Genomic DNA, 25900 nt, shown 5'->3' with positions numbered 1-25900 from the left:
CAAACAAATGGATCCTAAAAAACTTTTCGGTTTGGCCTTTAGTAACTCAGAGGTTTTTTAGATCTATCAGTTTAATCGTATTGGCTTCTTCGGTATGTCGAAAAATACCGATAACATCGACCAATTCCTCTTCGTTTTGTGCGTCGATCAATAGGTTACAATTCTGATTACAATCGATAATAATTTGATCTAAAATCTTAAATCCAGAGTCGATGCTACCGGTCACATAGGATTCAGATTCTTCCGTGTATGACTGTCTTAGTTTTACTTCAAACTCTATTTGCCTACTCGTCTTTTCCTTTGAAATAACTTCTTTTAAGGTGTACCGTATAGGAATAATGTCCTGTGGAGGGTCTTCGATTTCAGATCTGTTAACCAAAATTTCGTATACATATCCAAGTTCATACTCAAAATTTTCTACGGGAGCATAAAAAATCTCCCAATCATTTGTACCAATTGCATCTCCTTTTTGAACCAAATTGTACATCCTTAAAAAAGGCCCATGCCCAGCTATTGTGTAATGGTTAATTCTTAAAATTTCCTCTACACCTTGATTTGGTTCATCGTTATCGCAAGATAGTACTACCAAGAAGCTCATGGCCAAAACTATGTAAAAGGCTACTTTCTTCACTTTTAGGGTTTAGTAATAAGATGCCTTTAATGCATAAAAGGTTGCTTACGGCTCTTGATAAAACTTCGTCTTTGGCAACAGCCGGTAAAAATGGTCATCACAATGCCTTTATATTTGATAGTACTTTTATTGTTTTATGATTTCGATTGGCCTATTTCACTTCTTTTTTCATAAAACTTCTGGTTTTTTCGGTGATTTTGTCACCATCTTCCTCTAGGGCAAAATGTCTTGTGTCATAAATGTTGTAATCAATGTTTTGGACATCTTTTTTAAATGCCATTGCACCACTTTCGGGAAAGAATTCGTCATTTTTGCCCCAAACGATTAATAAAGGAGGTTGATACTCCCTTAAATAGCTTTGCCATTTCGGATACAATTTCAAATTGTTCTGATAATCATAAAATAAATCAAGATTTACGGCATGTGCATTGGGTCTGGACATTTTCATATAGTCTAGGTTCCAGGTATCCGGGTTTACATTTTCAGGACTTCGGGTACCATGGGTGTATTGCCATTTGAGCCCTTCCAATGAAAATACACCAAGCAAAGCCTTTTCTGTTTCCGGGCTTCTGTTTGCCCAAAATTCGCGTACACTTTTCCACGCTGCCCCCAAACCTTCTTCATAAGCATTCCCATTTTGGTTGATGATCGCGCGTATTCTTTCCGGGTGGGCCGTAGCCAGTCTAAAACCGATGGGCGCACCATAGTCCTGTATCATCATGGCATAAGAATTAACATTCTTTGACTCCAGAAATACGTTGATTGTGGCAGCAATATTGTCAAACGTATATTCATACTTATCCGCTGAAGGAAAATCGCTGTTTCCAAATCCTGGATAATCGGGAGCAATGAGGTGAAAATCATCCGAAAGCTGATTTAGGACTTTGCGATATTGATGGGATGAGGAGGGAAAACCGTGTAATAAAACAATGGTTGGATTTTTACGATCTCCGGATTCACGGTAAGCAATATGTATTCCATTAACTTCCAGTGTTTTATATTGAATTTGAGTCGCATGGTATTTCGTTTTGACCGTTACCGTATTTTGTGATGCTTCGGTGTTCGTTTTTTCCTTACACCCTAATAGTAAGAGGACGAATGCTAAAAAGACAAGTTTTAAATTCTTCATTTGATGCAATTTTTATCTATAATTTTCTATCAGATTCCCTTATTTCCAAGTCATTGATGCTGGCATAGCGTTTTTGCATCAATCCGTTTGGATCGAATTCCCAATTCTCATTTCCATAGGCCCGGAACCATTGACCTTCCGCATTTCTATATTCGTATTCGAATCTTACGGCGATTCGGTTGTCTTTGAATGCCCATAACTCTTTTTTAAGTTTGTAATCCAGTTCTTTCTTCCATTTATTGGCAAGAAATGCCTGAACTTCAGATCGCCCGTTAATGAACTGATCGCGATTTCGCCATTCGGTATCCAGCGTATAGGCTTTGGATACTTTTATAGGATCTTTTTGATTCCAAGCGTCTTCTGCCATCTGAACTTTTTGTTTTGCCGTCTCCTTATTAAAAGGAGGTAAGGGGTGTTTTGTTTCCATTATTCCATTTTTATTTAACGAATGTTCGGTAATTAATTGATTCAAAAATTTTTTAACCGTTTATATACTTTATTTCAATGTTTTGTAAGGTCTTTTCAAACACGCTGATATCGCCCAATCCTTTGGAAACAATTAAACTTCCCTGAATTTCAATCAACACTTGCACGGCCTTTTTCTGAGAGTCGGCTGTGGAAAATCCAAGGGCCAGTCCAACTTCATTGAAAACATTTATCCATTGGTTCATGCCACTATTAACCTGTTTTTCAAATAGTTCTAATCCGGTTTGCATGGATAAGGCCCTAAAAATGCATACCTCATTTCCATGGTCATATAGTGTTCTTATTTCATTAAGACCATTTTTTATACGCTCTTTGGGCGTAAACCGTTCGTCCAATAGTGCTTCAAATACATTATGATCCACCCATTTGCCGACGTGGGCAAATACAGCTTCCGCCATTTCTTTTTTCCCATTGGGAAACCTATGGTATAAGCTAGCTTTTTTAAGACCCGTCGCCTCTGCCAGTTCTTTTAAACTGGCTCCCTCATAGCCTTTGGAGCGGAATACTTTGGTTAAACCGATCAAGATATCCTTATCCAATACTTTCTGTGGTCTCATAGGGCAAATGTATAACAAAATTATTTATTACCAAACGTTTGGTAATAAATAATGGCTCTATATCGCGAACATGTTCGTCCACTACCAAGGGGTTTTGACTCAGGAGGCTAAATCGAGGTAGCAAAATTGAGCGGACTAGGGGTTGGAAAATTCAGGTTCTCCGAAAATGAAGGTGCGAATTGCTTATAATATTGACTATTGACGATAGTCATTTTATTCTAAGGTCTTCATTAGTTCGAAACCCAATCCGTCTATATTGTTCTGGTTTTTATTGTAACCTGATACATTTGATAATATCACTATGCCGTTTTGAGTTTTTGTATTCATCACAAGAAAAGATTTATAACCCGGTGTGGCCCCATTATGGAAATACCAAGGTTGCGAATTGGTATTCCTCAAAATTCGCCAGCTGAGACCCCTGTCGGAGGATTCATCTATCGAAAAAGTCTTTTGTAAAGCCAATTGTAATTCTTTATTGGAATGGTCAAAGTGTGCAATCACGAATTTTGATAAATCTTCAACAGTAGAAAACATCCCACCTGCACCGACCAGTGCCGATAAATCTAAATTAGGTACTTCGTCCCCATCGGTATCCAAACCCTTTACAAGTAATGGAACTATCTTGTCTATATTACTGGTCGAGTTTTTCATCTGATACCTTCCAAAGGTTTTATCCTGAATAAGACTTTCATAGTCTGTTTTGTAAACTTCACATAATGTGTAACCGAGGATCCCCGCACCTAAATTTGAATACTTGGTTCTTTCGCCTGGCTTGTATGTTAACCGTAAACCTTCGGTCAAATACTTTTTTAGTTTTTCCTCATCATAATACCGATACTTAGAATCTGGATTTCCCGGGCCGAATCCCAAATTGGATGGCTTTTTTGGAAGTCCAGAGGTATGATTTGCCAAACTCTGAAAAGTTATTTTAGTATCATCCCTTAGTGGAAAATTAAGATAATCGTTAATAGAATCTCCAAGTTTCAGTTTGTTCTCTACTACCGCATTTGCCAAAAGAGTCGATGTAAATACCTTTGTTATTGAGCCAACCTCAAAAACACTATCCTGGTTGCTGAGAGAATAGATAGTATCATTTTTTCGTACTATCCCATAAAATTTCGCTAATCCGTTTTCTACTATTGAAATCGAAATCTGACTGTTATTTGGGAAGACTTTGGTTTTATCAAAAATCAGGTTTGCCTGAATATCTGAAATTTGTTTAACAGAATAAATTTGACCGTTTTTGGCTTGTCGGATTTCGCAAGAAATGAATAAAATCGAGACTATTATCAGAATTCTTTTCATTAATGGTATCTGATTGTCGATTAAGGCAAAATGGTATTCGACAGGAATGTTTGGGCAATTTTATTGCACATAACCAAAAATCGGAAAACCTAAAAAAACACCCGTACAAAAGGCATCCAGGCATTCACGTAAATGCTTTTTTCATCATCGTAGAGTATGTCATAACGGATACCCATGGTAAAATTACGATCCGTATAACCGATGCCCAGGAAAAGGGCAGGGGACCAATAATTATCCTCCAATCGAAGGGTGCCGTCATCGAATTCCCTATTGATCCGCAACTGTTCCAATTCGGCGGATAGCTGAAGAAAAGGGATAGGGTTATACAACGAAAGTACGCTGCCCCCATAGGCCAAAAGCTTGTCGTCATTGAATTTGGCATAGTTGAAGCTAAGGCTCAGTCCGCTGGCAAATTGATCGTTGAACTGATAAATGGCACTTGGGGAAATGGAGCCGTTAAACCCACCATTGGTAAAGCCCAGGCCTAAACCGCCGCCAAAACGGACCCGGTTCCAGAAATCATTGCCTCCCAAGGGATTTTGTGCAAAAAGGGTATGGGAGGTCAACATACAAAAAACAACAACAAAAGACTTTAGGAACATTTTGGTCATAATCCCTTAATTTTCTACGATTACCTAATCTAAGATACGCCTGTATATCGTAAATATTGTATTTTTGAACATATTTTATTCCGATTTCAGAGAAACGTTTTATGGATAAATATTCCTTCTTAAATACGGCGCACACCACTTTTTTTGCCGAACTCTACGATAAATACCTACAGCACCCGGATAGTGTGGAACCGAGTTGGCGAGCCTTTTTCCAAGGCTTTGATTTTGGGATGGAAAGCGCCCTGGACGAGCTGGACATTTCCGCCCAGAACGGGACGGTAGCCCTTTCCAATGGGCAGGAGGTGACCATGCCGGAATCGCTTCAAAAGGAATTTCAGGTGGTCCGCCTTATCAACGGGTACCGTAGTCGGGGCCATTTGTTTACAAAGACCAATCCGGTTCGGGAGCGGAGAAAATATGAGCCTACGCTGGATATCGAGAATTTCGGGCTTTCCCAAAGCGATATGGATACGGAGTTCAATGCGGGCGAAATCATCGGTATCCAAAGAAAGACACTACGGGAAATTTTAGGCCACCTCCAACGTATTTATTGTGATGCCATTGGGGTGGAATACATGTACATCCGAAAGCCGGATCGGGTCGACTGGATACAGGATTGGATCAATGTTAATGATAATCATCCGCAATTCAATGCGGAACAGAAGAAGCATATCCTCAAAAAATTAAATCAAGCGGTAGCTTTTGAGTCCTTCTTGCATACCAAATATGTAGGGCAAAAACGTTTTTCATTGGAAGGCAATGAGACCTTGATTCCTGCACTGGACGCCATTGTGGAAAGAGCAGCGGGATTGGGCGTGGAGCAATTCGTCATGGGAATGGCGCATCGGGGCCGACTGAATGTTTTGACCAATATCTTTGGAAAGTCGGCCAAGGATATTTTTAGCGAATTCGACGGGAAGGATTATGAACAGGAAATCTTCGATGGCGATGTGAAGTACCATTTGGGTTGGACTTCGGTACGCAAAACGGATAATGGCAACCGCATCAACATGAACATTGCGCCCAACCCTTCACATCTGGAGACTGTAGGTGCCGTTGTGGAAGGTATTTCTCGGGCCAAACAGGACACCCATTTTCCGGAGGACTTTTCAAAAGTACTGCCCATCGTGGTACATGGGGATGCCGCAATCTCAGGGCAGGGCATAGCCTATGAGGTGGTACAGATGGCACAATTGGATGGTTATAAGACCGGTGGTACCATTCATATGGTGGTCAACAACCAAATCGGATTTACGACCAATTACTTGGACGGAAGGTCTTCCACCTATTGTACCGATGTGGGCAAGGTGACCCTAAGTCCTATCCTTCATGTAAATGCCGATGATGCAGAGGCCGTGGTACATGCCGCCCTGTTTGCGCTGGAATATCGCATGCGGTTTAAGCGCGATGTATTCCTGGATCTTTTGGGGTATCGAAAATACGGCCATAATGAGGGCGATGAACCCCGCTTTACCCAACCCAAACTCTACAAGATCATTGCAAAGCACAAAAACCCTAGGGATATCTATGCAGAGCGATTGCTTTCGGAAGGGGTTATACAGGAGGGCCATGTAAAAGAATTGGAGAAGGAGTACAAGAGCTCGCTGGAAGAGGAATTGGAGGATTCCCGAAAGGAAGATAAGACGGAAATCACACCTTTTATGGCCGACGAATGGAGAGGCTTTGAAAGTGTTCGGGAATGGGAAATGATGGATTCGGTGGATACTACCTATGACCTTAAAAATTTAACCAAGATCGCCAAAGTCATCACTGAATTGCCGGAGGGCAAAAAATTCCTTCGGAAAGTAGAGCGCTTGGTAGGTGATCGTAAAAAAATGTTCTTTGAGACGAATACCTTGGATTGGGCCATGGGCGAATTATTGGCCTATGGTACCCTGTTGGAGGAAGGCTATGGCGTACGGATGTCCGGTCAGGATGTGGAACGGGGCACCTTCTCCCACCGCCATGCCGTGATGAAGGTAGAGGAAAGTGAGGAAGAAGTGCTATTGCTCAACCATATTTCCGATAAGCAGGGTAGGTTCCAAATCTACAATTCCCTCCTATCCGAATACGGTGTGGTCGGATTTGATTACGGCTATGCCATGGCCAGCCCCAACACCCTCACCATTTGGGAAGCACAGTTCGGGGATTTCAGCAACGGGGCGCAGATTATGATCGACCAATATATCTCCGCTGCTGAGGATAAGTGGAAGTTGCAGAATGGACTGGTTATGTTATTGCCCCATGGATATGAAGGTCAAGGAGCGGAACACTCCTCCGCTCGCATGGAAAGATATCTACAGTTGTGTGCCCGGGACAATATGTACGTTGCGGATGTAACCACTCCGGCGCAAATGTTCCATATTTTACGACGGCAAATGAAGGTCAAATTTAGGAAGCCCCTAATCATCTTTACGCCCAAGAGTCTTTTGCGTCATCCAAAAGCCGTATCCACAGTAGAGGAATTGGCTTCAGGGAATTTTCAGGAGGTAATTGACGATTCCTCGGCCGATGTCGGGAAAGTAACAAGTGTGGTGTTTTGCACGGGAAAATTCTATTACGACCTGTTGGCCGAAAAAGAAAAGCTTGGCCGCAATGATGTGGCCTTGGTGCGGGTAGAACAACTGTTCCCATTACCGGTGGAACAGATGAAGGCTATCCTCAAAAAATACAAGAAGGCTAACGATTTGGTTTGGGCACAGGAAGAGCCAAGGAATATGGGAGCCTGGAGCCATATGATGATGCATTTTCCGGAAGCGGGCAAACTTCGGGTAGCTTCCCGACGTTTCTATGCCTCCCCTTCTGCGGGTAGTGCCGTTCGTTCAAGGATGCGGCACCAGCAAGTAATCGATTACGTTTTTGATAAAACAAAGGACAATATGACCCGTCCCAAGAGCAAAACCGAAGCACAATAATGAAAGGAATCCTAGGTGCCTTGGTCTTTGTATTGGGGTTGACTTCTTCGTATTCACAAGAGGAACTGGGCAATTATGCCGTTGCCTCATCGGAGTTCATGGCTTTATATAACAACGCGGATTATGAGGGCATTTTTAATCTCTTTGATGCCGATATGAAAAAAGCCTTGCCCCGTGAACGGACCCTTCGATTTTTTACACAGAATGTCAACAACCTTATGGGCAACATCCAGTCCATGCAATTTTTTGGATTTAAAAGAGGGGCACATCTCTATCGCACTGTGTTTGACCGTGCCGTGGCCGATATTTTAATCTCCCTTAACACCAAAAACGAAATTAGCGGGCTGTACATTTCCCCGTCCAAACCCTTGGATTTCCCTTTGTTGGAACGAAATACTACCCCCATGATACTGCCTTTTAGGGAAGAGTGGTTCGTGTACTGGGGCGGTACCACTTTGGAACAGAATTATCATGTTAACGAAATAAGCCAGCAATATGCCTATGACCTTATGATGGTGGCGGATGGAAGTTCCTATCAAGGCGATTCAAAAATTAATGAAAACTATTTGGTATATGGCAAGGATATTATCGCACCCTGCGATGCACGGGTGGCTAGGGTGATTACAGGGGTGCCCGATAATATTCCGGGCGAGACCAATCCCGATCAACTTACCGGAAATACAGTGGTATTGGAAACACCGATTGGGGAATATCTGCTGTTCGCACATCTAAAAAATGGCTCTATTTTGGTTGAGGAAGGAGCCGATGTCCTGCAAGGAGAACCCATAGGACAGTGCGGCAACTCAGGGAATTCCACGGAACCCCACTTGCATTTGAGCCTTCAGAACGATGTGGAAATGTCAAATTCCACGGGTGCTCGATTGTATTTTGACCGGATTCTGGTAAATGGCGAAATCAGGGAGGATTACCTGCCGGTGAAAGAGGATTTTATACAAAATATGAACTAAATTAGCAGCTTAAAAAAATAGGAGAATGATTCTAGAAATGAAAGTTCCCTCCCCGGGGGAATCGATTACCGAAGTGGAAATAGCCGAATGGTTGGTAGAGGATGGTGATTATGTGGAAAAGGACCAGGCCATAGCCGAAGTTGATTCGGACAAGGCCACTTTGGAACTTCCGGCGGAAGAAAGCGGTACAATTACCCTTAAGGCCGAGGTTGGTGATGCCGTCGCGGTGGGAGAGGTAGTCTGCTTGATCGATACCGCTGCCCCCAAGCCTGAAGGAACGGCAGCCGTTGAGGAATCCAAAAAAGAAACGCCTAAAGAAGAAGCTCCAGAAAAACAAGTCCCTGCGGAGGTTTCAGAAGCTGTCAAGACCTATGCCACGGGTACTCCTAGTCCGGCCGCCAAAAAGATTTTAGACGAAAAAGATATCCCGGCCGCCAGTGTAAAAGGTACAGGTAGGGATGGCCGTATTACGAAGGAAGATGCCGTTAATGCGGTACCCGCTATGGGAACCCCAACCGGAGGCAACCGGGGCGAGACCCGATCCAAACTCTCCATGTTACGCCGTAAAGTGGCCGAAAGATTGGTTTCTGCCAAGAATGAAACGGCCATGTTGACCACCTTTAATGAGGTGGATATGACCCCTATTTTTGAATTGAGGAAAAAATATAAAGAAGATTTCAAGGAAAAGCATGGTGTAAGTCTGGGCTTTATGTCCTTTTTTACCAAGGCCTGTGTACGGGCCCTAGAAATGTTCCCGGCGGTAAACTCTATGATAGACGGTAAGGAAATGATATCGTATGACTTTTGCGACATCAGTATAGCGGTTTCCGGCCCAAAAGGGTTGATGGTGCCTGTAATCCGGAATGCCGAGAATTTGACCTTTAGGGGAGTGGAATCAGAAGTAAAACGATTGGCCATACGTGCCCGGGAAGGGGAGATTACCGTTGATGAAATGACGGGAGGTACCTTTACCATCACCAATGGAGGCGTTTTCGGCTCCATGTTGTCCACCCCGATAATTAATCCACCGCAAAGTGCCATTTTGGGAATGCACAATATTGTGGAGCGACCCATTGTTAGGGATGGTGCTATTGCCATTGCCCCGATTATGTACGTCGCACTTTCCTATGATCATCGTATTATTGACGGCAAGGAATCGGTAAGCTTTCTTGTGGCCGTTAAGGAAGCCCTGGAAAACCCTGAAGAATTGCTGATGGAAAATAATGTAGAGCGGGCGTTGGAGATGTAATGGAACGTCTCAGAAAACGTACAGGCGAAGTGACAACAGGATTGTTATTTGCATTTTAGATACACGCAGCTCTTGCCATAATCTATAATTGCCTTTGCCTTTTTCAGGATATCGGCACCAATGATCCCATCTACAGGTAGCGCTTTGTGCGTAATCAAGGCTTCGTTGACATGAACCAGATCGAACAGCACAATCTTTAGTTTCTTTTTCTTCCAATCACCGATTTCAATTTTGTTTTTGGTAGAGATCAAGGTTTCCATATTGGTAGCCCCTGCCCCCGCCGCCTTTACCTTGGATTCCTTGGAGGTCAATTTAAAAAACTCGATCTTATCAAACCCGACACAGGTATTGGAGGCCCCGGTATCCAGAATAAATCGCCCCATGACCCCATTGATTTTGGCCGAAATCTCAAAATGATTCGTATCGGTCAAAACTAGGGGAACTTTGATATAGCTCTTTTTCTTCAGGAATTTTTTGAGGGGTATCATTACTGCTTTTTGACAAAGATAAGCCTATTTTTGCCATATGATTTTGACCGATACACATACCCATTTGTACAGCGAGGCTTTTGATAAGGATAGGGACGAAGTTATCCGTAGGGCCGTGGACAATGGAATTGAACGATTCTTTATTCCGGCCATCGATTCTACCTATACCCAGGCCATGATGGATTTGGAAAGCGATTATCCCGAAAATATCTTCTTGATGGCCGGGCTGCATCCCACCCATGTAAAGGAAGACTATAAAAGGGAATTGAAGCATGTGGAGCAACAATTGAAGGAACGTAAATTTCATGCCGTGGGTGAAATCGGTATAGATCTATACTGGGACAAAACTTTTTTAAGGCAACAACAGGAAGCTTTTCGCCTTCAGATCCAATGGGCAAAAGAATACCGATTACCTATTGTCATTCACTGCCGGGAATCCTTCGATGAAATCATTGAAATCCTTGAGAGCGAAAAAGGGGACGATCTGTTCGGGATCTTTCATTGCTTTACGGGGAATTTGGAGCAGGCGAAGACGGCCATATCCTATAATATGAAATTGGGTATTGGGGGAGTGGTCACCTTTAAAAATGGAAAAATAGATGGGTTCCTGGATCAAATCGATTTAAGGCACATCGTCCTGGAGACGGATTCACCATATCTGGCCCCGGTTCCCTATCGCGGCAAACGGAACGAAAGTGCATATCTCATCAATGTATTGGAGAAATTATCCGATGTTTACGGTAGGTCAAAAGAAGATATAGCCAAAATCACTACCGAAAATTCAAAGGAAGTTTTCGGAGTTTGATGTTTGGATTACCGGATGCTTTAATTTTTAAATCTGTTGAAGTCGAAAGTGAAGAACAAGACGCACATATTGCTCATCTATACCGGTGGAACGATAGGAATGGTAAAGGACTATGAATCCGGCGCATTAAAGGCCTTTGATTTTGATAAATTGTCCAAGCATATCCCGGAACTGGAACAGTTGGATTGCAACATAGAAACCGTCTCTTTTGAAAGGCCTATTGACTCGTCCAACATGAATCCGGACCATTGGGTAAAAATCGCCACCCTGATCGAGGAGAACTATGAAGCATACGATGGCTTTGTAGTGTTGCACGGGAGTGATACTATGAGTTATACGGCATCGGCCTTGAGCTTTATGTTGGAAAATCTGGCCAAGCCGGTCATTTTTACAGGATCTCAATTGCCCATTGGTGATTTGCGAACCGATGCCAAGGAGAACCTGATTACCTCCATACAAATAGCGGCTTTACAAAAGAAAGGGAAACCGGTTATTCAAGAAGTGGGACTTTACTTTGAATACAAACTGTACCGTGGCAATAGGACCACCAAAATAAACGCGGAGCACTTTCAGGCCTTTGCCTCATTGAACCATCCACCTTTGGCCGAGTCCGGGGTGCATCTAAAGGTTTTTGATGAATATCTAATGCAAAGAAAAAATGTAAAGCGATTCTTGGCCCATAAAGCGTTGGATGCCAATGTGGTGATTTTGAAGCTTTTCCCAGGACTTAATCGGGAAGTGGTCCAAAGTGTATTGGGAACCCCCAATCTTAAGGCACTGGTGTTGGAAACCTACGGTGCCGGCAATGCACCTACGGAACCGTGGTTATTGGAAGATCTGGGAAAGGCCATGGCAAACGGGCTGCACATTGTCAATGTTACGCAATGCTCGGGAGGAAGTGTAATTTTAGGGCAGTACAAGACAAGCGAGCAACTACAGAAGTTGCAAATCATCAATGGGAAGGATATCACCACCGAGGCCGCCATTACCAAGTTGATGTACCTTCTGGGAAGCGGTGTTTCCCATAAATTGTTCAAGACTGTCTTTGAAACTTCACTTCGGGGAGAAATGCGATAAAAATAGTCTACTAAATTTTATTAAATAAGTTTTTTTTCGTTATTTGCCCACCCCTGAAAAAGGATTACTAGAGAGGTGGCCGAGTGGTCGAAGGCGCACGCCTGGAAAGTGTGTATACACCAAAAGTGTATCGAGGGTTCGAATCCCTTCCTCTCTGCGAAGACAGAAAGGTTTGTTTGGAATATTTTGAACCGAGGTTATTCGAAAATCGGATTTCAATCTTTATTGAAATTTCAGATGGATTGCCTTTGATCATGACCCTTTTTGAATTCCCCTGATAATTGTAGAGGCACATGGGCTAATCTGTGATAAACCCTATCCCCACTGCGATTAAGTTTTGCTTTTTTTATTGCGATTTTTTTTTATCTTTAACCCTATTAACTAACTAATTTAAGTTTGAAAAAATGAAAAGATTATTCTCTATCCTAGCTCTAGCTGGGTTGTTTGTTCTAAGTACAAATACAGTAAGTGCAAAAGCGACTGCGGCTACGATGGTGTCCAATGTATCCAGCACTGTGGCTGCAACAGCGGTCATGCTTCAAGATGATGCCCCAGCTGAAGCACAGGGTTTTACCCAAGTATTAAAGACTCAATTTATACAAGGAGGTGCCGGCTTTATGGGGATCGTTCTTTTGTGTTTAATATTGGGATTGGCGGTAGCTATCGAAAGGATAATTTATCTTAATATGGCCAGCACCAATACTACTAAGCTCAAGCAACAAGTCGAGGATGCCTTGGCATCCGGAGGGGTAGAGGCTGCAAAGGAAGTTTGCAGAAATACCAAAGGGCCCGTAGCGTCCATATACTATCAAGGATTGGATCGGGCCGGTGAGAGTATCGAGTCTGCTGAAAAAGCAGTGGTAGCCTATGGTGGTGTTCAAATGGGGCAATTGGAGAAGAACGTTTCCTGGTTATCCCTCTTCATAGCCATTGCGCCCATGCTTGGATTCATGGGTACGGTAATCGGTATGATTCAGGCCTTCCAGAAAATTAGTGCAGTAGGTAACTTGAGCGCCTCACTTATCGCCGGTGATATCCAGGTGGCACTTTTGACTACGGTATTTGGTCTTATTACGGCTATCATACTTCAAATTTTCTATAACTATATTATTGCAAAAATCGACAGTATCGTTAATGACATGGAAGACTCCTCAATCTCTTTGATTGATATGTTGGTGGACCACAAAAAATAAGTCGGATAATTTAAAATAGTGTCATGCATAAAATATTAAAAATAATTCTAATAGTTCTGGGCGTTGTTTCTGCAATATTATGGTACTACCTTCCATCGAAGGATATGCCGGCAGACCAAGCCGCGCAGAGCGGTGCCATGAACGGTATGTTCTGGATTACTTATCTGCTTTTGGCGATAGCCGTACTATTTGCTTTGTTGTTTACCCTTAAGAACCTATTTTCCAATCCTAAGGGCCTAAAGAAGACCTTGTTTGTTATTGGAGGATTTTTATTGGTAGTGGTAATTTCATACGTTCTGTCCAGCGGAACGGATGTAAGTATTGAGGAAATGGCCAACAGGGGGGTAGCTACAACTGAGAGTACCATTAAGAAAATTGGAATGGGATTGAACGTATTTTTTATACTTACCGCAATTGCCATTGTATTGATGGTTCTGCCAGGTTTGAAGAAGTTGTTTAGTAAATCATAAAATTTTATAATTATGGCTAGAAGAGCAGGAGCACCCGAAGTAAATGCCGGATCCATGGCCGATATAGCTTTCTTGTTGCTTATCTTTTTCTTGGTAACCACAACCATAGAAACGGATGCAGGTTTGGATCGTATGTTACCGCCTATTGAACCACCCGATACCGATGTTATCATTAAGCAGAAGAATATATTTCAAGTGAATATCAATAGAAGTGGGCAGCTTTTGGCTGACGAAGAGTTGATCGACTTGAAGGATTTGAGATCCAAAGCTATAGCATTCTTGGACAATGGAGGTGACGGTACTTGTAATTATTGCAAGGGTAGAAGGAATGCCGAATCTTCGGATAACCCTTCAAAGGCTATCATTTCATTGAAGAACGATAGGGAAACCAAGTACGGTACTTATATCACCGTTCAAAATGAGTTGGTCGGTGCTTATAACGAATTACGAAATCGAGAAGCACAGCGCTTGTTCGGTAGGGATTTTACGGATATGGAGGCCGAGTATTTGAATCCTGAGACATCATCTAGCCTTAAGGATGAACTTAAGGAAAAAGTGAAAAGGATTCAGGATTTGTTTCCTCAGAAATTGTCCGAAGCGGAGACCACTAGCAACTAATAAAAGCTTTTAAAAATAATCTGATATGTCAAAATTTGCTAAAAAGAAGGACGGGGATGTTCCGGCGGTGTCCACGGCATCGTTACCAGATATTGTTTTCATGCTTTTGTTCTTTTTTATGACGGTTACGGTGATGAAGGATAGTACGTTAAAGGTTGAGAACACCTTGCCGAACGCCAGCGAGACCAAGAAGCTGGAAAAGAAGGATAGGGTTATCTATATTTACGTAGGTAAACCGACTTCACAGTATGAAAAGGTTTTTGGTACGGAACCTAAAATTCAATTGAACGATAAGTTTGCCGGTCCATCCGAAGTAGGAGACTATATATTGCAGGAAAGGGCCAAAAAGGCACAGGAACTCCAGAATGTTTTGACAACGGCTTTAAAGGTAGATAAGAATGCCAATATGGGACTTATCTCGGACATAAAGCAAGAGTTGAGAAAGGTTAATGCCCTTAAGGTAAATTATACTACCTATGAGGGGGATGCCTTTATGAACCTGAACAGATAGGGAATACTGAAAATTTTATCTTTGAAACGCCTTTGCTCTTGAGTAAGGCGTTTTTTATTTACGTAATTTGCGTATAGCTTTCTTTACCAATTTGATCAATCGGCAGTGATACCACCGTAATATGCGTTTAGTCCTGTTACTCTGCTATTGCCGACCGTTTTTACCTATCCAAAATAGGCCCCGAAGTTTATGAAAAGCTCTGTTCTTTTATTTCTTTTTTTTGGATTTTTGATTTCCACATATGCCCAGGAGAATGAAGACACGTTTAATGGGGACACCAAGTATTTGGAAGATCAATTTTATATGGGCATTACCTATAATTTTCTATTGGATAAGCCTGTTGACGTTAGTCAACGTAATCTATCCTATGGACTACAGGCAGGTTTTATCAGGGATATTCCCATGAATTCCGACAGGACCGTTGCCTTAGGTATTGGCATTGGTTATAACGTAAATTCCTATTACTCCAATTTGAGGGCGATGGAATCAGGAAATGATGTGGTCTATGACGTTCTGGATGGGGATGCCGATTTTAAAAGAAGTAAGGTAGAGACCCATTTGGTGGAAGTGCCCCTGGAGTTTCGATGGCGCAATTCTACGGCCACCAGTTATAAATTTTGGAGAGTATACACCGGGCTAAGGTTCGGATACGTGTTAGGGGGTAGGTCTAAGTTTGTGTCCGATTCGGGAGATTTTTCCTTTTATAATGATGATATCAGGAAGTTTCAGTATGGTCTAACTTTCAATTTTGGGTATAATACCTTTAATGTTCACCTCTATTATGCCCTTAACAATCTTTTCAATGATGATGTTTTTGTCAACGGAACCGGGATTTCAATGAGACCTTTACGGATCGGTCTCATCTTTTACATTTTATAGACTTTCCTTTCTTGCTATTTTTCCATTACTTTCAATAGGATACAAAAGTGTGTGGCATGAATGTTGTGTGCTATATTTTAGTATTTGGGAGTTCTTATTTTTAGAAAGACCGACTAGTTTTCCCCAATAATTCTTACTGCTTACCGTATACCGTGGTCTAGTTTTTAATAAACCAACAATACCCTATTATGTCCAAAAGAGAGGAAGTACCTAAAGTAAATGCAGGATCCATGGCCGATATCGCCTTTCTGCTACTGATTTTTTTCCTGGTTACCACCAGTATTGAAACCGACAAGGGAATAGATAGGATTATGCCCCCGTTAATTGAATCACCCGAAGCCAAAATAAAGGAAAGGAACATATTGCGGATTGAGGTGAACGATAGGGACGAATTACTCGTTGAAGAAAATTTGGTCGAAATTAAGGATCTAAAGAAAATAGCCATAGATTTCTTGGACAATGGGGGAGCGACAAGGGAAACCGAAGGTTTTTGTGATTATTGTAGGGGGGATAGGGATTTAACTTCTTCCGACAACCCGTCAAAAGCCATTGTTTCACTTACCTTTAAGAGAGAGACGGGCTATGGCACGTACATTACCGTTCAAAATGAATTGGTTGCGGCCTATAACCAATTGCGGAACAGGGAATCCCAACGTCTTTTCAAGGAGAATTATTCGACTATGGTGGAGCAATATGAATACCCTGGAACCCCTTTGGAGGTAAAGGAAAAACTTAAGGAAAGGATTAAGCATATCCAAAACCTCTTTCCCCAAAAAATAGCGGAAGTAAAAATAGAATAAGAAACCACACGTTTCTTCAGCATCCATAACCGCATACTGCTTATAACCAGAACCTGACCAGCAACAACTGCGAAATAAAACCGATACAAAAACCAATAAAAAGCTCGGCTTTGGAATGTGCCTTTAAATAAAGACGGGAACTAGCCACTAGGCCTATGAATACGGTAAGGAGACTTAGGGCTAGGGTGATGTTAATTTCAAAATGAATGCTCAAAGCGGTAAGGAACATAAATAGACTTCCCAGGCCCATAAGGTGCAAACTACATTTTACCTTAAAAAGTAACGTAAAAAGAGCGGCAATGGCCGCAATCGTTAATCCCAGAAAATAACAGTGGATTTCCATCACGAAGTTATTGGGAATAACTTCATAAATGATCATCAACAATAAACCGATATGAATAAGAAGGGGATACCTACGTTCTTTAATGGAGGGCATAAAAATGGAACGGACCACGCCTATATTTCTAAGTATAAGGTAAGAAACTATAGGAATGATTATGGTCAATATAAAAATGGGCAGTATATTACCACTCTGTACCTCTAGCGGGCTATATTTTGGCGTGATTATGAAGTAGGCAATAGTTCCTGCCAGGGGTATGAACAAAGGATGGGAAATATAGGAGATAGCCCGTAAAAATAACCCCATTATATTTGTTTTCGTAAGCGGGCCACCGATATTCCCAACTGTTCCCTATACTTGGCGACCGTTCTACGGGCAATAGGGTAGCCTTTTTCCTTCAGGATTTTGGCCAATTTGTCGTCTGTAAGAGGCTTCCTTTTTTCTTCACCGTGTATTACGGTCTCCAAAATCTTTTTTATTTCCTTGGTGGAAACATCTTCCCCCTGTACATTTTTCATGGATTCGGAAAAATAATCCTTTATCAATTTGGTGCCGTAGGGCGTGTCCACATATTTGCTGTTGGCCACCCTGGAAACCGTGGATACATCCATATCTATTTCATCCGCAATATCCTTTAGTATCATAGGGCGCAAGTTTCGTTCATCACCGGTTAAAAAGTATTCCTTTTGATACTGCATTATGGCATTCATGGTAATATATAAGGTCTGTTGCCTTTGGCGTATGGCATCGATAAACCATTTGGCCGCATCCAATTTTTGTTTGATGAAGAGAACCGTATCCTTTTGGGACTTGGACTTGTTCTTGGAATCCTTATAGCCTTTGAGCATGTTACTGTATTCCCTGGATACATGAAGCTCTGGGGCATTTCTGCCATTTAGGGTAAGCTCCAATTCCCCGTCCACGATTCGTATGGAAAAATCGGGAACTACGTGCTCTACGATTCTATTGTTTCCGGAATAGGATCCTCCCGGTTTGGGATTCAATCTTTCAATTTCCGAAATGGCCTCCTTAAGCTCCTCTTCGGAAATACCATGTCTTTGCACCAATTTCTTATAGTGCTTTTTGGTAAACTGTTCAAACGATTTTTCCAATATGGCAATGGCCAGTTCAATACTGGGAGAGGCCTCCCTTCGCTTTAATTGTATGATGAGACATTCTTCCAGTGACCTTGCCGCGACACCTGGCGGATCCAATTCCTGTACGATACCCAATACCCTTTCGATAGTCTTTTCATCTGTATATATATTCTGGGTAAAGGCCAGGTCGTCCATAATATCGGAAAGCGGTCTTCGGATATATCCGCTTTCATCTACACTGCCGACCAAAAATTCGGCAATGGCCCATTCCTCGTCACTTAAATAGACGGTATTAAGTTGGTTCAATAAGTATTGATTAAAAGAGATCCCGGCCGCATATGGAACACTTTTCTCATCATCGTCAACGCTATAGTTGCTGGTCTTGGTCCGGTAATCCGGAATTTCATCATCACTTAGGTAATCATCTATGTTGATATCTTCCGTATTAATGCTCTCATTGTCCGAATCACCTTCGTAAATGTCCCCATAATCATCCTCGGGGGTACTGCTTTCCTCTTTGCCACCTTCCAAAGCAGGATTCTCCTCCAACTCCTGTTTCAAACGCTGCTCAAATGCCTGGGTAGGCAATTGTATAAGCTTCATCAGCTGAATTTGCTGCGGAGAGAGCTTTTGCGATAATTTAAACTGTAGGTGCTGTTTGAGCATTCCGGTTAAATTCTACGTACTTTATAAAGTTAAAAAATGAATTCTAAAATTCGGCATTTTGCGGTGTTCTTGGAAAAGGTATAACATCCCTAATATTGCCCATCCCGGTGGCGAAGAGCACCAATCTTTCAAAGCCAAGACCAAATCCGCTATGTACGGCGGTTCCGAATTTTCGTAGATCTAGATACCACCAAAGTTCTTTTTCGTCTATTTCAAGTGCGGCAATCTTTTCCTTTAAAACATCCAGACGTTCCTCTCGTTGTGAACCCCCAACGATTTCACCTATTCCCGGGAATAGAATATCCATGGCACGTACGGTCTTGCCATCTTCGTTGAGGCGCATATAAAAGGCCTTGATGTTGGCAGGATAATCAAATAGGATTACAGGGCATTTAAAATGCTTTTCCACTAAATAACGCTCATGTTCACTTTGCAGATCCGCACCCCATTCATTGATGAGGTATTGAAATTTTTTCTTTTTGTTCGGTTTACTATTGCGCAAAATATCAATAGCCTCAGTATAGGTAACCCGTTTAAAACTATTGTCCGCTACAAATCCAAGTTTTTCGATAAGGGCCATCTCACTTCGCTCGGCCTGTGGTTTGGCCTTTTCCTCGTCCAATAAACGTTTCTCCAAAAATTGCAGGTCCTCCGTACAATTTTCCAGTATGTAGCGAATGACGGACTTAATGAAGTCCTCGGCCAAATCCATATTGGCATCCAGGTCATAAAAGGCCATTTCCGGTTCTATCATCCAAAATTCGGCCAAATGCCTAGAGGTGTTGGAGTTCTCCGCCCGAAATGTCGGACCGAACGTATACACTTTTCCGAGCCCCATGGCATAGGCCTCTGCTTCCAATTGACCGGAAACGGTCAGGTTGGTTTCCTTACCGAAAAAATCCGCTTTAAAGTCCACTTGCCCGTTTTCATCCAAAGGAGGGTTTTTGGCATCCAAGGTGGTTACACGGAACATTTCTCCAGCCCCCTCGGCATCAGATCCCGTTACAATAGGCGCATGGAAGTAGTAGAAGCCGTTCTCATTAAAGTATTTATGTATGGCAAAAGCCAAGGCCGAACGAACCCGCATAACTGCCGAAAATGTATTGGTCCGTATGCGCAAATGGGCTTTTTCACGTAAAAATTCCAAAGAATGCTTTTTGGGTTGAATGGGGTAAGTCTCCGGATCTGCACCTCCATGGACAAAAATGTCCTTTACCTGTATTTCCACGTTCTGACCCCTCCCTTGGCTTTCTACCAAGGTACCTGTTATCCGAAGGGCCGCTCCCGTAGCGATTTGCTTCAACACGTTTTCATTGAACTGTTCAAAGTCCACGACACATTGAATATTGCTAAGCGTGGATCCGTCGTTAAGGGCTATAAAGCGATTACTTCGAAATGTTTTGACCCATCCGTCCACTTGGACTTCCTGTAATGTGGGTGACTTTAAAAGCAGCTCTTTTACACTATATGATTTCATCATATGTTACATGAAAATTAAAAGGGCAAAGATAGTTTTTTTGATTAAAAGGAATCGCTGGATATACGGTATAAAAAAGGTTTGGCAGGGTAGTATCCCTAGGGGTTTTCCATGTTCACCTCTTCTTTCGGGAGGATATCTATTTGTGGTTTTTTCAATACTTCCTTGTTGGCGATGCTTCTTTCCAAAGAAAGTAGGAGGGAAGGCAATAAAATAAGATTGGCCAACATGGCAAAAAGCAACGTGGCCGAGACCAAAGAGCCTAGGGCCACCGTTCCCCCAAAGTTGGAGATAACAAAGACGGAAAAACCGAAAAACAGAACAATGGATGTATAGAACATACTTACTCCCGTTTCCCTAAGGGCCGCATATACCGACTTTTGGATACGCCATTTATTCGCAGTAAGCTCTTGACGATATTTGGCCAGAAAGTGAATGGTATCATCAACGGAAATACCAAAGGCAATACTAAATACCAGAATAGTGGATGGTTTTATGGGAACTCCTACAAAGCCCATGACTCCTGCCGTAATCACCAATGGAAGCAAATTGGGGATCAGGGAGATAATGATCATACGGAATGAACGGAATAAATAGGCCATGAACAAGGCGATCAAGAAAATGGCAAATGCCAATGAAAGTACCAGGTTCTTCACCAAAAATTTAGTGCCTTTTAGGAATAACAGGGCACTACCGGTCATATAAACATTGTAACGCTCCGAAGGAAATATCTTTTCGATATGTTCCAATAGCCTATCCTCTATTTCCTCCATCCGATCCGTCTTTACATCTTTCATAAAGGTCGTGATTCGGGCGGTCTGTCCCGTACTATCCACAAAATTTTTAAGCAGATCACTATCGCCCGAGGATTTCCGGGCCACGTCCATGATAAAATTGTTTTCCTGTGCGGTAGGAAGCTGATAGTATTTGGGAATACCATTGTAAAAGGCCTGTTTGGAATATTTGACCAAATTGACCACGGAAATCGGCCTGGAAAGCTCTGGAATTTCTTCGATGACTCCCCCCAATCGATCTATGCGCTTCAATGTGGCGGGTTTCAATACACCTTTAGGGCGTTCGGTATCGACTACGATTTCCACCGGCATAATTCCATCGAACTCCCGTTCAAAAAACCGGATGTCCTGAAAAAACTCCGCCTTTTTTGGCATATCCTCTATGGGGCTTCCCGAAATCTCGATTTGGTAGATTCCGATGATACTCACCACCAAAAGGGCAATGGAAACAATATATACGGCTATCCTATGGTCCCTGACGATACGCTCCATCCAATTCACAAAAGCATCGATCCATCTTTTGTTCAGGTGTTTTAGGTGCTTGGTCTTCGGTAAGGACATAAAACTATAAACAATAGGGATGATCAATAGGGAGAGGATAAAGATGCCGATGATGTTTATGGAAGCAACGACGCCGAATTCCTTCAACAATTTGCTTTCCGTAATAATAAAGGTCGCAAAACCCGATGCCGTGGTCATATTGGTCATTAAGGTGGCATTACCAATTTTAGAGATGACCCGTTGCAATGAAAGTGCCTGATTGCCATGTTTTTTTACCTCTTGCTGATACTTGTTGATAAGGAAAATACAATTGGGCACCCCGATAACGATGATCAATGGAGGAATTAGTGCGGTGAGTACGGTTATTTCATATTGTAGCAAGCCGAGTACCCCAAAGGCCCACATTACCCCGATAATCACAACGCACATTGAGATAAACGTTGCCCGAACACTCCTAAAGAAAAAGAAAAAAATCAAGGAAGTGACCGCAAGAGCCGCAAAGATAAACTTCCCGATTTCATCAATAATATTCTGTGAATTCAAGGTACGGATGTAGGGCATACCGGATACATGTACGTTAAGGTCGGTTTCTTCCTCAAAATCGTCGATAAGATTGGTAAGGTCCTTTAGAATAAAATCCTTCCGTACGGAAGTGTTTACAATATCCTTGTCCAAATTTACTATGGTTCGTATAGTGTTGCTCTCCTTATTATATATGAGCTTGTCGTAAAAGGGGAGGTTGTTGAAAAGATATCCGGTAAGGCTATCTATTTTACTTTTGGTATCCAAGGAATCCTTGATAAAGGGCTCCAAAACAAATTCCTGCTTTTCGGAATTGCGCTTAAGCTCCAGGAGATTGTCAGTGGAAAGGACAAAGTCCACTTCTGGAAATGCCTGCAACTGCTTACTGAGTCGGTTCCAGCGGTTAAAATTTTGTGGGGAATATAAGGCGCTGTCCTTGACCGCGAATACTACGGCGTTGCCTTCTTCTCCAAACTGATTCAAAAACGATTGATATTCCTGGTTGATGGGGTGGTCGTCCGGCAATAAATTTGCCTGGGAACTGCTAAAGCGCATATGTTCCCACTGTAGTCCCAAAAAGACGGTAAAAGCGGCGATCAATACCAATATCAATATCCGGTTACGGAGGATGATACGGGCCGTTCTCGCCCAGAAGCCTTGTGTGAGTTTTGCTACCACAGTAGATTTTTCCAGAGCGCAAAGATAGGGAATGGTACCGAAGGTTCCTATAAGGTTTTAGGGTATGCCAATACTTAATCTTCAAGTGAAAAAAATCATCCAAACATATAGTATATTTACTACATAATTGGTATATTGAGAAAATAATTTTATTAAAAATATTTAGTGCTGATTGTTTTTTTAAAATGAAAGATAAGAACCAATCCAATCTTGCTAGACGTTTTTAAAAGCTTTGATATTAACCTGTAGTAAGAAAAGAGAAATTAATCTAAACAACCTTAATTATTAACCACTTTAAACTTGAGCGCATGAAAAGGTTCCCTCCACAATTACTTTTGGTATTCATTTCTTTGTTTTCACTAGGATGTGACAATGATAACGATTTGGAAGTTTCAAACGATATGCCCCCTGAAACACGAATGTATGATAAAGAATATATAAGGGATGCTACGTTAAATGAGCAACTAAATTACCGTATATTCCATTTATCACAATTAGTTAATGAATTGTATACATCTGAAATTGAATTTGACGAAATGTTTTCTAAAAATACCGGAAAGGATAAGAGGTTTAACAAATTGTTTTTTAGCGATTTATTGTATTCAAATGCTCTAGACAATAAAGGGAAGAGCGTAAACGAGGATACGGAATTTTCACTTGATGCCTTTACGGGTTTATCCGAACAGGACTTATTACCAATATATGGAAAAGATTAAGAATGGAGATACCTCTGACCCTTTATTCCTCGTTTCTTCATACGATACAAAAAGTGATAAGGAAATTGTCATTGGATTTAAACTGGACTTCGAAGGTAAGCTGAAGATGGTTAGTTCAGATATAACGGAAGAAAATGTATTTGGGGATAAAACGGGAAAAGTTGCAGGTCGTAACGCCGTTTATAAGGTCGATTCCGATGGCTGCGGAAACCATCATAAAAATGCTAGCTGTGGTAGTAGAGGCAGTATAGGTGACGTTGCAACAAGTGGATTTGTTGCAATTAGAACAATACAAATAAGGGATAAAAAAGATTCATGGCTCTCAAATGCTCAGATTAGGTTTCAGAAAGTTACAGCAGGTGATTTCGATTCATCAAATTTTTACACGCATTGCGGTATAAATAAAGCATCGTGTAATTTGGATGGAGACTGGATCGCCCAGTATAGCAATAGAGAGGTTAAAAAGGGAAGGGTAGTAAATGTAAACAAATATCTTGGCCGAAAATCTGGTGATTTTGTACTATATGCACTATATGAGTATGATAATTGGCCGGCACCAAAAAATACTTTTAAGAGGAATATCAATGGTGCAGATGTTTATGTGGAATACAGGTCTTATCAGAGCCCTTATGATCATAATGTTTTTACTACATACAAAGGGAATAGATATGGTGTTAGGTCTAGAACCTCATATACTTTGGACAATAGGGCAATTAAATACAATTTTAATTAGAATTAATGCGAGTAGCGTTCCTTTTGTCAATGGTACCATTTTTTGTATGCTCTCAGATAAAGGATGAGGTGGACTATGGTGGTAAATTCCGTCTTCATTTAGGAACAGAATATAGAGTTACTCCAATATACAATGAGAATGTAGTTGGTTTAAGCGACGAAGCTTTTTTTACAAATTTGGATAGGCAAAATTCCGGTTTTAGCTTTGAAATAGGACTTGAATCCTTTGTAGTCAAGAATTTCTCAATCGGTTTCATAGGTTCGCTTAGACATGATATACTTATAAATGAATCTCCAGACAGTATTGATGATTTTTCCCAAAATGCAAGTGAAAGGAGATTAATGCTGGGATATCATTTAAATTTGAATTACTATTTTAAACTTTTCCAAAAGGGAGAGGTCTTTATAGGAGCGGGTATTAGCCTCCTCAATAGAAATAGTGATTATAGAACTCAGGAAGTATTTTTTGATGAAGAAGGTAATATTACTAGAACCGAAACGCGAATGGGAAATTATAGGTTTTCCGCCAATAAGCTTTTTATAGGTTATAACATAAAGAGAAGTAAAATTTCCCTGGGCATTTATCTAACAAGAAAATCTCCTTATTTCAAAGAGTCCACAACATTTGTTATTCCTCATATAGGATATAAATACAACCTTGCCAAATTATAAAAGACTGAATCAACTTACTAATTTAGAGTGGGGTTTCAATAATAAGATAAGAATCCGGGGAGAACGTTGGATAAATGGTAAATCAAGGGATAGCAATTATGATTAACTCGTGTAACCTTACCCTTTTTAGAACACCTCTAAATTCAACAATTTTTGATTAATGGACTCTGTTTCTACGTTTAGACCCTCTGTTGATCTTGATAATCATTCTTTAGGGAATCGATTACCTAAAGATTGATTGATGAGGTCAATAAAACTAGTTTGGTTTTCCCTTTTACTATAGTCTCCTTAAACCCAGATGGTAAAAAGTAGGTTGCCTATGGAAATTGAAAGTAGTTTCGTTGAATCTTAATTGAGGATAAATAATATACTTTCCAAATTCTCGGATTCCCAAGGATTAGCTACTAACCTAGGCAAAATGCCTTGATTCAGAGAAAATGGTAACCCTATACTTTCATAATCTCGGCTTCCTTGGCATGTAGAAAGTCATCTATTTTTTTGGTATAGGTATCCGTAAGTTCCTGTATATCCAATTCGGCGTTCTTTTGCAGATCCTCGGAAACATCGAGGCCCTTAACTTCCTTGTTGGCTTCCTGTCTGGCACTACGTACCCCGACCTTGGCGTGCTCGGCTTCCGATTTGGCCTGCTTTACCAATTGCTTTCTACGTTCCTCCGTCAAAGGGGGTACATTGATGATAATCATTTCACCATTGTTCATAGGATTAAAGCCGAGGTTGGCATTCATAATGGACGTTTCAATTTCTTGAAGCATACTCTTTTCCCAAGGCTGTACGGAAATGGTCCGTCCGTCCGGGGTGTTGATGTTGGATACCTGGGACAAAGGGGTCTGAGAGCCATAATACTCTACCATTACCGAAGAAAGCATAGCCGGACTGGCCTTTCCTGCACGGATTTTGATAAACTCTTTCTCCAGATGTGCAATTGCCGCACCCATACCCTCTTCAGCTGCCTCTAGTATAAACTGTACTTCTTCGTTCATTTTGTAACATTT

Annotated in this window: 26 protein-coding genes and 1 tRNA gene; 15 read left to right on the top strand and 12 right to left on the bottom strand. The window is 41.5% G+C overall.

Features of this window, described 5'->3' with window-relative positions; genetic code table 11:
• Window positions 1–46 precede the first annotated feature (46 nt).
• From ACO06Y_RS00275 to ACO06Y_RS00250, 6 genes are all read right to left on the bottom strand, one after another.
• A complete protein-coding gene (locus ACO06Y_RS00275; protein ID WP_422081818.1) occupies window positions 47–631 on the bottom strand; it encodes a DUF4377 domain-containing protein in 585 nt (194 codons plus the stop codon).
• A 151-nt stretch (window positions 632–782) separates the two neighbouring features.
• A complete protein-coding gene (locus ACO06Y_RS00270) occupies window positions 783–1760 on the bottom strand; it encodes an alpha/beta fold hydrolase (RefSeq protein ID WP_422081817.1) in 978 nt (325 codons plus the stop codon).
• 16 nt (window positions 1761–1776) lie between these two features.
• Window positions 1777–2187, bottom strand: a complete 411-nt coding sequence (locus ACO06Y_RS00265; RefSeq protein ID WP_422081816.1) for a DUF1348 family protein — start codon at window positions 2185–2187, stop codon at window positions 1777–1779.
• A 52-nt stretch (window positions 2188–2239) separates the two neighbouring features.
• Entirely contained in the window at window positions 2240–2803 is a 564-nt protein-coding gene (locus ACO06Y_RS00260; RefSeq protein ID WP_422081815.1) for a TetR/AcrR family transcriptional regulator, read from the bottom strand.
• Between the two features lie 213 nt (window positions 2804–3016).
• Window positions 3017–4108, bottom strand: coding sequence for a serine hydrolase domain-containing protein (locus tag ACO06Y_RS00255; protein ID WP_422081814.1), 1092 nt, complete (start codon window positions 4106–4108; stop codon window positions 3017–3019).
• Between the two features lie 89 nt (window positions 4109–4197).
• The gene (locus ACO06Y_RS00250) at window positions 4198–4719 is read right to left on the bottom strand and encodes an alpha-ketoglutarate decarboxylase (RefSeq protein WP_422081813.1); all 522 of its coding nucleotides are present in this window, start codon (window positions 4717–4719) and stop codon (window positions 4198–4200) included.
• A gap of 101 nt (window positions 4720–4820) precedes the next feature.
• Here ACO06Y_RS00250 and ACO06Y_RS00245 point away from each other — a divergent pair, with 101 nt between their 5' ends.
• The 3 genes from ACO06Y_RS00245 to odhB are packed head-to-tail and all read left to right on the top strand — an operon-like array spanning window position 4821 to window position 9851.
• Entirely contained in the window at window positions 4821–7634 is a 2814-nt protein-coding gene (locus tag ACO06Y_RS00245; RefSeq protein WP_422081812.1) for a 2-oxoglutarate dehydrogenase E1 component, read from the top strand.
• A complete protein-coding gene (locus tag ACO06Y_RS00240) occupies window positions 7634–8602 on the top strand; it encodes a peptidoglycan DD-metalloendopeptidase family protein (protein ID WP_422081811.1) in 969 nt (322 codons plus the stop codon). The genes ACO06Y_RS00245 and ACO06Y_RS00240 overlap by 1 nt, the downstream gene beginning before the upstream one ends.
• A 25-nt stretch (window positions 8603–8627) precedes the next feature.
• Window positions 8628–9851: a 2-oxoglutarate dehydrogenase complex dihydrolipoyllysine-residue succinyltransferase gene (odhB, locus tag ACO06Y_RS00235; RefSeq protein ID WP_422081810.1), complete on the top strand. Its 1224-nt coding sequence runs from the start codon at window positions 8628–8630 to the stop codon at window positions 9849–9851.
• Window positions 9852–9895: 44 nt separating this feature from the next.
• Here odhB and ACO06Y_RS00230 read toward each other — a convergent pair whose 3' ends face one another.
• Window positions 9896–10339: a retropepsin-like aspartic protease gene (locus tag ACO06Y_RS00230; RefSeq protein WP_422081809.1), complete on the bottom strand. Its 444-nt coding sequence runs from the start codon at window positions 10337–10339 to the stop codon at window positions 9896–9898.
• Between the two features lie 37 nt (window positions 10340–10376).
• On the opposite strand from ACO06Y_RS00230, the gene ACO06Y_RS00225 reads away from it, so the two are divergent.
• From ACO06Y_RS00225 to ACO06Y_RS00185, 9 genes are all read left to right on the top strand, one after another.
• Window positions 10377–11144 carry a TatD family hydrolase gene (locus ACO06Y_RS00225; protein WP_422081808.1) on the top strand — a complete coding sequence of 256 codons (768 nt, stop codon included), beginning with the start codon at window positions 10377–10379 and terminating at the stop codon, window positions 11142–11144.
• A gap of 48 nt (window positions 11145–11192) precedes the next feature.
• Window positions 11193–12221 carry an asparaginase gene (locus ACO06Y_RS00220; RefSeq protein WP_422084223.1) on the top strand — a complete coding sequence of 343 codons (1029 nt, stop codon included), beginning with the start codon at window positions 11193–11195 and terminating at the stop codon, window positions 12219–12221.
• 69 nt (window positions 12222–12290) lie between these two features.
• A tRNA-Ser gene (locus tag ACO06Y_RS00215) sits at window positions 12291–12378 on the top strand.
• A gap of 247 nt (window positions 12379–12625) precedes the next feature.
• Window positions 12626–13414 (top strand): MotA/TolQ/ExbB proton channel family protein, encoded by a 789-nt coding sequence (locus tag ACO06Y_RS00210; protein WP_422081807.1) that lies wholly within the window; start codon window positions 12626–12628, stop codon window positions 13412–13414.
• A 23-nt stretch (window positions 13415–13437) separates the two neighbouring features.
• On the top strand, window positions 13438–13884 hold the full coding sequence (locus tag ACO06Y_RS00205; RefSeq protein ID WP_422081806.1) for a hypothetical protein: 447 nt from the start codon (window positions 13438–13440) through the stop codon (window positions 13882–13884).
• Window positions 13885–13896: 12 nt separating this feature from the next.
• On the top strand, window positions 13897–14502 hold the full coding sequence (locus ACO06Y_RS00200) for an ExbD/TolR family protein (RefSeq protein ID WP_422081805.1): 606 nt from the start codon (window positions 13897–13899) through the stop codon (window positions 14500–14502).
• A 25-nt stretch (window positions 14503–14527) separates the two neighbouring features.
• A complete protein-coding gene (locus ACO06Y_RS00195) occupies window positions 14528–15013 on the top strand; it encodes an ExbD/TolR family protein (RefSeq protein ID WP_422081804.1) in 486 nt (161 codons plus the stop codon).
• A gap of 189 nt (window positions 15014–15202) precedes the next feature.
• Window positions 15203–15892 (top strand): porin family protein, encoded by a 690-nt coding sequence (locus ACO06Y_RS00190; RefSeq protein WP_422081803.1) that lies wholly within the window; start codon window positions 15203–15205, stop codon window positions 15890–15892.
• A 188-nt stretch (window positions 15893–16080) separates the two neighbouring features.
• Window positions 16081–16692, top strand: a complete 612-nt coding sequence (locus tag ACO06Y_RS00185) for an ExbD/TolR family protein (RefSeq protein WP_422081802.1) — start codon at window positions 16081–16083, stop codon at window positions 16690–16692.
• A 40-nt stretch (window positions 16693–16732) separates the two neighbouring features.
• On the opposite strand, the gene ACO06Y_RS00180 is transcribed toward ACO06Y_RS00185, so the two are convergent.
• The 4 genes from ACO06Y_RS00180 to ACO06Y_RS00165 all read right to left on the bottom strand — a co-directional run bounded on the left by ACO06Y_RS00180 (window position 16733) and on the right by ACO06Y_RS00165 (window position 22767).
• On the bottom strand, window positions 16733–17338 hold the full coding sequence (locus tag ACO06Y_RS00180) for a hypothetical protein (RefSeq protein ID WP_422081801.1): 606 nt from the start codon (window positions 17336–17338) through the stop codon (window positions 16733–16735).
• Window positions 17338–18795: an RNA polymerase factor sigma-54 gene (gene rpoN, locus ACO06Y_RS00175; protein WP_422081800.1), complete on the bottom strand. Its 1458-nt coding sequence runs from the start codon at window positions 18793–18795 to the stop codon at window positions 17338–17340. Before rpoN ends, ACO06Y_RS00180 begins: the two co-directional genes overlap by 1 nt.
• Before the next feature lie 43 nt (window positions 18796–18838).
• The gene (gene asnS, locus ACO06Y_RS00170) at window positions 18839–20272 is read right to left on the bottom strand and encodes an asparagine--tRNA ligase (protein WP_422084222.1); all 1434 of its coding nucleotides are present in this window, start codon (window positions 20270–20272) and stop codon (window positions 18839–18841) included.
• Window positions 20273–20370: 98 nt separating this feature from the next.
• On the bottom strand, window positions 20371–22767 hold the full coding sequence (locus tag ACO06Y_RS00165; RefSeq protein WP_422081799.1) for an efflux RND transporter permease subunit: 2397 nt from the start codon (window positions 22765–22767) through the stop codon (window positions 20371–20373).
• Window positions 22768–23075: 308 nt separating this feature from the next.
• On the opposite strand from ACO06Y_RS00165, the gene ACO06Y_RS00160 reads away from it, so the two are divergent.
• The 3 genes from ACO06Y_RS00160 to ACO06Y_RS00150 are packed head-to-tail and all read left to right on the top strand — an operon-like array spanning window position 23076 to window position 24887.
• A complete protein-coding gene (locus ACO06Y_RS00160; protein WP_422081798.1) occupies window positions 23076–23483 on the top strand; it encodes a hypothetical protein in 408 nt (135 codons plus the stop codon).
• A complete protein-coding gene (locus tag ACO06Y_RS00155; RefSeq protein ID WP_422081797.1) occupies window positions 23470–24216 on the top strand; it encodes a hypothetical protein in 747 nt (248 codons plus the stop codon). Before ACO06Y_RS00160 ends, ACO06Y_RS00155 begins: the two co-directional genes overlap by 14 nt.
• A 5-nt stretch (window positions 24217–24221) precedes the next feature.
• The gene (locus ACO06Y_RS00150) at window positions 24222–24887 is read left to right on the top strand and encodes a hypothetical protein (protein WP_422081796.1); all 666 of its coding nucleotides are present in this window, start codon (window positions 24222–24224) and stop codon (window positions 24885–24887) included.
• A gap of 446 nt (window positions 24888–25333) precedes the next feature.
• Here the strand turns inward: ACO06Y_RS00150 and frr are convergent, their stop codons facing one another.
• The gene (gene frr / locus ACO06Y_RS00145; RefSeq protein ID WP_422081795.1) at window positions 25334–25888 is read right to left on the bottom strand and encodes a ribosome recycling factor; all 555 of its coding nucleotides are present in this window, start codon (window positions 25886–25888) and stop codon (window positions 25334–25336) included.
• Window positions 25889–25900: the final 12 nt, after the last annotated feature.

The sequence above is a fragment of the Ulvibacterium sp. genome (genome assembly GCF_965228935.1).
Classification (GTDB): domain Bacteria; phylum Bacteroidota; class Bacteroidia; order Flavobacteriales; family Flavobacteriaceae; genus Ulvibacterium.
This window is presented reverse-complemented; position numbering and strand designations above follow the sequence as displayed.

Excerpts from the sequence above, each read along its gene's own strand:
- ACO06Y_RS00270 (WP_422081817.1), bottom strand. The coding sequence starts at position 1,760 with ATGAAGAATTTAAAACTTGTCTTTTTAGCATTCGTCCTCTTACTATTA.
- ACO06Y_RS00265 (WP_422081816.1), bottom strand. The coding sequence starts at position 2,187 with ATGGAAACAAAACACCCCTTACCTCCTTTTAATAAGGAGACGGCAAAA.
- ACO06Y_RS00260 (WP_422081815.1), bottom strand. The coding sequence starts at position 2,803 with ATGAGACCACAGAAAGTATTGGATAAGGATATCTTGATCGGTTTAACC.
- ACO06Y_RS00255 (WP_422081814.1), bottom strand. The coding sequence starts at position 4,108 with ATGAAAAGAATTCTGATAATAGTCTCGATTTTATTCATTTCTTGCGAA.
- ACO06Y_RS00250 (WP_422081813.1), bottom strand. The coding sequence starts at position 4,719 with ATGACCAAAATGTTCCTAAAGTCTTTTGTTGTTGTTTTTTGTATGTTG.
- ACO06Y_RS00245 (WP_422081812.1), top strand. The coding sequence starts at position 4,821 with ATGGATAAATATTCCTTCTTAAATACGGCGCACACCACTTTTTTTGCC.
- ACO06Y_RS00240 (WP_422081811.1), top strand. The coding sequence starts at position 7,634 with ATGAAAGGAATCCTAGGTGCCTTGGTCTTTGTATTGGGGTTGACTTCT.
- odhB (WP_422081810.1), top strand. The coding sequence starts at position 8,628 with ATGATTCTAGAAATGAAAGTTCCCTCCCCGGGGGAATCGATTACCGAA.
- ACO06Y_RS00230 (WP_422081809.1), bottom strand. The coding sequence starts at position 10,339 with ATGATACCCCTCAAAAAATTCCTGAAGAAAAAGAGCTATATCAAAGTT.
- ACO06Y_RS00225 (WP_422081808.1), top strand. The coding sequence starts at position 10,377 with ATGATTTTGACCGATACACATACCCATTTGTACAGCGAGGCTTTTGAT.
- ACO06Y_RS00210 (WP_422081807.1), top strand. The coding sequence starts at position 12,626 with ATGAAAAGATTATTCTCTATCCTAGCTCTAGCTGGGTTGTTTGTTCTA.
- ACO06Y_RS00205 (WP_422081806.1), top strand. The coding sequence starts at position 13,438 with ATGCATAAAATATTAAAAATAATTCTAATAGTTCTGGGCGTTGTTTCT.
- ACO06Y_RS00200 (WP_422081805.1), top strand. The coding sequence starts at position 13,897 with ATGGCTAGAAGAGCAGGAGCACCCGAAGTAAATGCCGGATCCATGGCC.
- ACO06Y_RS00195 (WP_422081804.1), top strand. The coding sequence starts at position 14,528 with ATGTCAAAATTTGCTAAAAAGAAGGACGGGGATGTTCCGGCGGTGTCC.
- ACO06Y_RS00190 (WP_422081803.1), top strand. The coding sequence starts at position 15,203 with ATGAAAAGCTCTGTTCTTTTATTTCTTTTTTTTGGATTTTTGATTTCC.
- ACO06Y_RS00185 (WP_422081802.1), top strand. The coding sequence starts at position 16,081 with ATGTCCAAAAGAGAGGAAGTACCTAAAGTAAATGCAGGATCCATGGCC.
- ACO06Y_RS00180 (WP_422081801.1), bottom strand. The coding sequence starts at position 17,338 with ATGGGGTTATTTTTACGGGCTATCTCCTATATTTCCCATCCTTTGTTC.
- rpoN (WP_422081800.1), bottom strand. The coding sequence starts at position 18,795 with ATGCTCAAACAGCACCTACAGTTTAAATTATCGCAAAAGCTCTCTCCG.
- asnS (WP_422084222.1), bottom strand. The coding sequence starts at position 20,272 with ATGAAATCATATAGTGTAAAAGAGCTGCTTTTAAAGTCACCCACATTA.
- ACO06Y_RS00160 (WP_422081798.1), top strand. The coding sequence starts at position 23,076 with ATGAAAAGGTTCCCTCCACAATTACTTTTGGTATTCATTTCTTTGTTT.
- ACO06Y_RS00155 (WP_422081797.1), top strand. The coding sequence starts at position 23,470 with ATGGAAAAGATTAAGAATGGAGATACCTCTGACCCTTTATTCCTCGTT.
- ACO06Y_RS00150 (WP_422081796.1), top strand. The coding sequence starts at position 24,222 with ATGCGAGTAGCGTTCCTTTTGTCAATGGTACCATTTTTTGTATGCTCT.
- frr (WP_422081795.1), bottom strand. The coding sequence starts at position 25,888 with ATGAACGAAGAAGTACAGTTTATACTAGAGGCAGCTGAAGAGGGTATG.